Raw genomic sequence first — 5,208 nt, forward strand, 5'->3', positions numbered from 1 at the left:
CTGTCCTCGCTGGAGCCCGCCAGTGCTGACGCCGTGGCGGCCTACGTGGCCAGGACGCGAGGGCGCATCGAGCGCGTGCTGGGCCCGCTGGCGCGCTTTCCCGCCGGGATGAAAAGCATCGTGCTGGTGCTGGACCACGAAGACGATTACTACCACTACGTGGCCGCGCATGACCCAGGAGAAGGCGAAGCCGCTTTCAGTGGCGGCATGTTCATCGACGCTGGCTGCCCGCACTTCGTGCTGTGCCGTGCTGAGCTTCGCGACATCGAGCCGGTGATCGCGCATGAGCTGACCCACAGCGCGCTCGCTCATCTGCGCCTGCCGGTGTGGCTGGACGAAGGGCTTGCCGTCAACACCGAGCACCGGGTGGCCGGCGCCCGGCCAAGCCTGCACACGCCGCATGCCTTGCACGCCATGCATGTGCGCTTCTGGAACGAAGAGACCATCCAGCAGTTCTGGACCGGGGAGTCCTTCCGCAGGACCGATGACGGCAACCTGCTGTCCTACGACCTGGCGCGCCTGGTGGTCTCGCAGTTGTCCAGCCAGTGGAGCCTGTTCCAGGCTTTCGTGGCGGATGCCCGGCGAGCAGATGCGGGCGAGGCGGCCGCGGCCCGGCATTTCGAGCTGTCCCTGGGACGCTACGTTGGCGCACTTTTCGGTCACCAGGATGCAGATGCCTGGTCGCCATCGGCCTTGGCCGGCAGCTGAAACAAGGCGGGCTTGTGTCGCCAAGAACAATCGGGGGAGTGGATGATGGTGAATGAAGCATCGGCCGGGCAGGGCTCGGCAGTGCCTGAAGAGACAAACGCACCACCGCTCGTCGCCGTGGCGCCGAAGGAGCCCTTGCTGCCCCGTGGCGCACTCGGCGCCTGGTGGGCACAAGGCTTGCGCGCGGCCTTGCTGCTGCGGGCCAACGGCGAGGGCCTGCCGCTGTCAGCGGGCGTCCTGTTGCTGCTGTGGCTGGTCGGGCTGGGCGCGGAACTGGGGCTGGCGCGCCTGTTCATCGACGGCCCGGCGCGCTTCTACTGGCCGGCGCTGCTGATGAATCCGTGGATGGCCTTGGTGGTGTCTGCGCTGGTGGCCTGGCTGGCGGTGCGCGACCCTGCGGCCGAGCCGGGCCAGGTGCTGCGGCAGGCGGGCGCGCGCCTGGCCTTGCTCTGTGCCTTGATGTTGCCGCTGGTGCTGGGCAGCGCGCTGGTCTTGGTGCCGCTGATCCGTGGCATGGACAGCCAGGACGAGCAGGCCGTGGCGCTGGTGCAGTGGGTCAGCTGGATCTGGATGGGCTGGGTCTTCGCGGCGCAGGGCCGGCTGCTGTGGCGGGGTGGCACGGCCAATGGGCTTTCACGCTTTGCGGCGGTGCTGTTGCTGGTCGGCTCGCAACTGCTGCTGCAGTTCTACCAGCCGGTGCACTTCTGGTACCCGCAGCGCCCGCCCGCGGAGACCGAGGCTGACAAGGAGCCCCCGTTCAGCCTCACGCAGGAAGTCTTCGAGGCGCAGGACGATGTGCTGGCGAACGCGCTGGACGCGGTGCCGCCCCAGCACCCCGGCAAGGTCGAGGTCTACGCCATCACCTTCGCGCCGAATGCCGACGAGGAAGTGTTCCGCCGCGAGAGCCACATGGTGGCCGAGGTCATGCAGAAGCGTTATGGCGCGGCGCCGCTGGAACTGATCAACCAGCGCGAGGAAACACCTGACTGGCCCTGGGCCACGCCGATCAACCTGGAGCGCGCGATCCAGCGTGCGGGCGAGCAGATGGACGTGGACGAAGACGTGCTGTTCATCCACCTGACCTCGCACGGCGGCCGCGACGGCGAACTCGCGACCTCGTTCTGGCCGCTGGACGTGGACTCGGTGACGCCGCAGGACCTCAAGTCCTGGCTGAACGAAGCCGGCATCAAGCACGCGGTGATCTCGATCTCCGCCTGCTTCTCCGGCAGCTGGATCGCGCCGCTGGCGGACGACGACACGCTGGTGATGACGGCAGCCGACGCCGACCACACCTCCTACGGCTGCGGCCGCCGCTCGCCGCTGACCTTCTTCGGCCGCGCGATGTACGACGAAAACATCCGCGCCGGCATGCCGTTCGAAGCAGCGCATGCGAAGGCGCGCGAGGTCATTGCGCAGCGCGAGAAGGAAGCCGGCAAGGACGACGGCTATTCGAATCCGCAGATTGCGATGGGGGCGAGGATGCGGGAGAAGTTGGCGGAGCTGGAGAAGCAGCAGGCGGGTGGGCGCTGAGCGATGCGTATCTTTGCCAGCACGCTAGCGCAGTGGCCTACCGGCCTGCGCCCGTCACCTCCGGTTTTCCAGGTGCTGCTCGGCGCCGTCGATCGGCCTCAGCCACGGTTCGCGGCGCTTGATCCACAGCTCGTAGCTCGGCACCAGAGGGGTGGGGGCTTGCGACAGGATGCCGAGCTTGATCTCGGCCTCTTCGTCGTCCACTGAGAACAGCCGCGCGCCACAGCGGGGGCAGAAGTGGCGGCCTCGGAATTCGGACGTGTCACCCGCGTGTTCGAAGCGTTGGACGGGCCAGATGCCGTAGAAGGTGAAAGCCGAGCCGCTTTCCTTGCGGCAGTCCATGCAATGGCAGATGCCCACACGCAGCGGTTCACCGCGAACAGTGAGCTGTACCTGCCCGCAAAGGCATTGTCCTGACAGCAGGTTCATGGCGGCTTCCTTTCTTGTTGGTGGGCCACCGCAGATGAGACAGGGTGGCTGGCCGTTTGTTCCATGGCGCCGAGGAGGGCGGGTGCCCTCCGCCGTGATCGCTGCAGGGACTCACACCGCGCCGTGCGCCTCCACATACAGCGCATAGACCGAGTGGCTGCTGGTCATGTAGAGGCGGTTGCGCTTGGGGCCGCCGAAGACCAGGTTGGGGCAGCGTTCGGGCAGGCGGATGAAGCCGATGGCCTTGCCTTCGGGGTTGAAGACCATCACGCCGTCCAGGTCCTCCGAGCGGCCCTTCAGCGGGTAGACCTTGCGGCCCGGCAGCAGCGGGTTGTCGACCGGTTCGGCGGCCAGCGCGCCGTTGCTGCCCCAGCCGCACCAGAGGTTGCCGTCGCGGTCGACCTTGAAGCCGTCGAGCGCGCCCTGGTCGGCCGCGTCGATGAACTTCATCTTGCCGCTCAGGGAGCCATCGGGGTTCACGTCGTAGCGCCAGATGCTGCGGTTCGGCGTGCCCTTCCATTCGACGACGTAGAGCTTCTTCTCGTCTGGCGAGAAGGCCAGGCCGTTGGGGTTGACCAGGTCGGTCAGCACGGCGCTCAGCTTGCCGTCGGTGCCCAGGCGATAGACGTTGGTCGTCGCCTGCTCGGGCTTGGCCTTGCTGCCTTCCCATTCGCCGTTGATGCCGAACAGCGGGTCGGTGAACCAGATGCTGTCGTCGGACTTGACGACGATGTCGTTGGGCGCATTCAGGCGCTTGCCTTCGAAGCTGTCGGCCAGCACCGTGACCTTGCCGTCGCGCTCGGTGCGGGTGATGCGGCGGGTCACCGAATGCTCGCAGGTGACGAGCCGGCCCTGGCGGTCACACACATTGCCGTTGGCGAAGTTCGAAGGATTGCGGAAGACGCTGAAGCTGCCGTCCTTCTCGTCGTACTTCATGATCCGGTTGTTCGGAATGTCGCTGACCAGCAACCAGCCTTTCTCCGGGAAATACGCCGGCCCTTCGGCCCAGCGCAGGCCGGTGCCGATCTGCTCCAGCGTGCTGCTGTAGAGCCGGTACTTGGCAAAGCTCGGGTCCAGCACCATCACGGCAGGGTCCGGGTAGCGCTGGTTGGGCTTGAAGTCGAAGGACTGGGCCAGCGCGCTGCCGGTTGCGGCGGCGAATGCGGTTCCTGCCGCGGCTTGCAGCAGGCTGCGGCGGGGCAGGGTTGCACGGGTGTCGTCTTGCATGAGAGGTCTCCGATGTCATTAGTGTTATGACATCGTACAAGTCGAATGCGCGTTGGGCTACCCGGTAGATGACCGTGATTCCACGGATGCGGGACGGGCGGAATCGGTGGTCATCGTATGACTTGTTCAGCGTCCGTCCAGCTGCTCGGCCAAGGCCTTTGCCAGGCTGGGCGCGTGGCCGAGCACGCGCTTGAAGGCGCGGCTGAAGGAGGCTTCGGAGTCGTAGCCCAGCCGGTCGGCGGCCACGGTGATGCGCATGCCGTCCTGCGCGATCCAGCGGCGGGCCTGGAACATCTTGATCTTGGCGACGTAGCGGGCCGGGCTTTCGCCGACCGAGTCCTTGAAGGCCTGGGCAAAGCGCGAGCGCGAGGTGCCCATCACATGGGCCAGCGCGGGCACGCTCCAGTCGCGCTCGGGCGCGGTGTGGATGGCGGCCAGCACCTTGCCCACGCCGGGGCAGCGCAGCGCGGCGATCCAGCCTGTCGGGTTGCTGCAGGCGCATTCGACCCAGGCGCGGATGATGCTGGCGGCCAGCACGTCGGCCATGCGCGCCAGGATGCCACAGGCGCCGATGCGGTTCAGCGCCACTTCGCGCTCCATCGCCTCCAGCAACACTGGCACGGTCGGGTCGCGCTGGGCCAGGTCGCCGGCGCGGATCACGTCCGGCATCATGGCCAGCAGCGGGTGCAAGGGGTCCAGGTTGAACTGCATGCTGCCGCAGAACATCACATGGCTGGGCGGCCCGGCTTCGTCGGCGGCGTCGCGCACGAGGTAGAGCTGGTCGACCACCGTGTCGCGTCCCAGCGAATCGATGTCCAGGGCCTGCACTTCGGGCGCACTGGCCAGCACATGGGCGCTGCCGCGCGGCAGCAGCACCGCGTCGCCAGCGTTCAGCTGCACCCAGTCTTCGGCCCCCGCGCGCAGCCAGCAACTGTCGCTGGCGACGAAGTGGAAGCGCGCCGTGGGTTGCTTCGGGAATGAGATCGCCCAAGGGGCGTGCATCAGGCAGCGGCCGTACTCCACGCCTTCCAGCCTCAGGCCCAGCAGGATCTGCGTCAGCGGGTCCGGGCCGGACGTCGGGGCCGGGGCCGTGGCGGTGGGCGGGCTGGAGAAACGGTCAAGCATTTGGGCTGTTCCGGCATGGAAAGCACTGGATGCTAGGCCTAAGCTGATCAACCTCAGGACCCACAAGGCTTCGCATTCCGTGTCATCCAATTCCTGCTCCGCGTGCCTGGCTGCCGCCAGCGAGCTTCCCGCCGCGCCCCCCGCAGCACCCGAACAAGACGCCGCGCGGTGGCCCGCCGTGGCCTCGCT

The 5,208-nt window shown here is 67.4% G+C and carries 5 protein-coding genes; 2 read left to right on the forward strand and 3 right to left on the reverse strand.

The genetic code is table 11. The annotated features are described in order from the left end of the window. Both FKP22_RS32335 and FKP22_RS20400 read left to right on the forward strand, forming a co-directional pair. Positions 1 to 708, forward strand: a 708-nt coding sequence (locus FKP22_RS32335) for a hypothetical protein (protein ID WP_170200982.1), incomplete at its 5' end; no start/stop codon positions are given. Between the two features lie 117 nt (positions 709 to 825). Continuing rightward, positions 826 to 2,238, forward strand: a complete 1,413-nt coding sequence (locus FKP22_RS20400; RefSeq protein ID WP_170200983.1) for a C13 family peptidase — start codon at positions 826 to 828, stop codon at positions 2,236 to 2,238. A 54-nt stretch (positions 2,239 to 2,292) separates the two neighbouring features. Here the strand turns inward: FKP22_RS20400 and FKP22_RS20405 are convergent, their stop codons facing one another. From FKP22_RS20405 to FKP22_RS20415, 3 genes are all read right to left on the reverse strand, one after another. Further along, positions 2,293 to 2,667, reverse strand: coding sequence for a GFA family protein (locus FKP22_RS20405; RefSeq protein WP_141289528.1), 375 nt, complete (start codon positions 2,665 to 2,667; stop codon positions 2,293 to 2,295). A 111-nt stretch (positions 2,668 to 2,778) separates the two neighbouring features. Beyond that, positions 2,779 to 3,894 carry an SMP-30/gluconolactonase/LRE family protein gene (locus FKP22_RS20410; protein WP_141289529.1) on the reverse strand — a complete coding sequence of 372 codons (1,116 nt, stop codon included), beginning with the start codon at positions 3,892 to 3,894 and terminating at the stop codon, positions 2,779 to 2,781. Positions 3,895 to 4,020: 126 nt separating this feature from the next. Further along, positions 4,021 to 5,019 carry an AraC family transcriptional regulator gene (locus tag FKP22_RS20415; protein WP_141289530.1) on the reverse strand — a complete coding sequence of 333 codons (999 nt, stop codon included), beginning with the start codon at positions 5,017 to 5,019 and terminating at the stop codon, positions 4,021 to 4,023. Positions 5,020 to 5,208 lie beyond the last annotated feature (189 nt).

The sequence above is a fragment of the Ideonella azotifigens genome (genome assembly GCF_006519715.1).
Taxonomy (GTDB): domain Bacteria; phylum Pseudomonadota; class Gammaproteobacteria; order Burkholderiales; family Burkholderiaceae_C; genus Ideonella; species Ideonella azotifigens.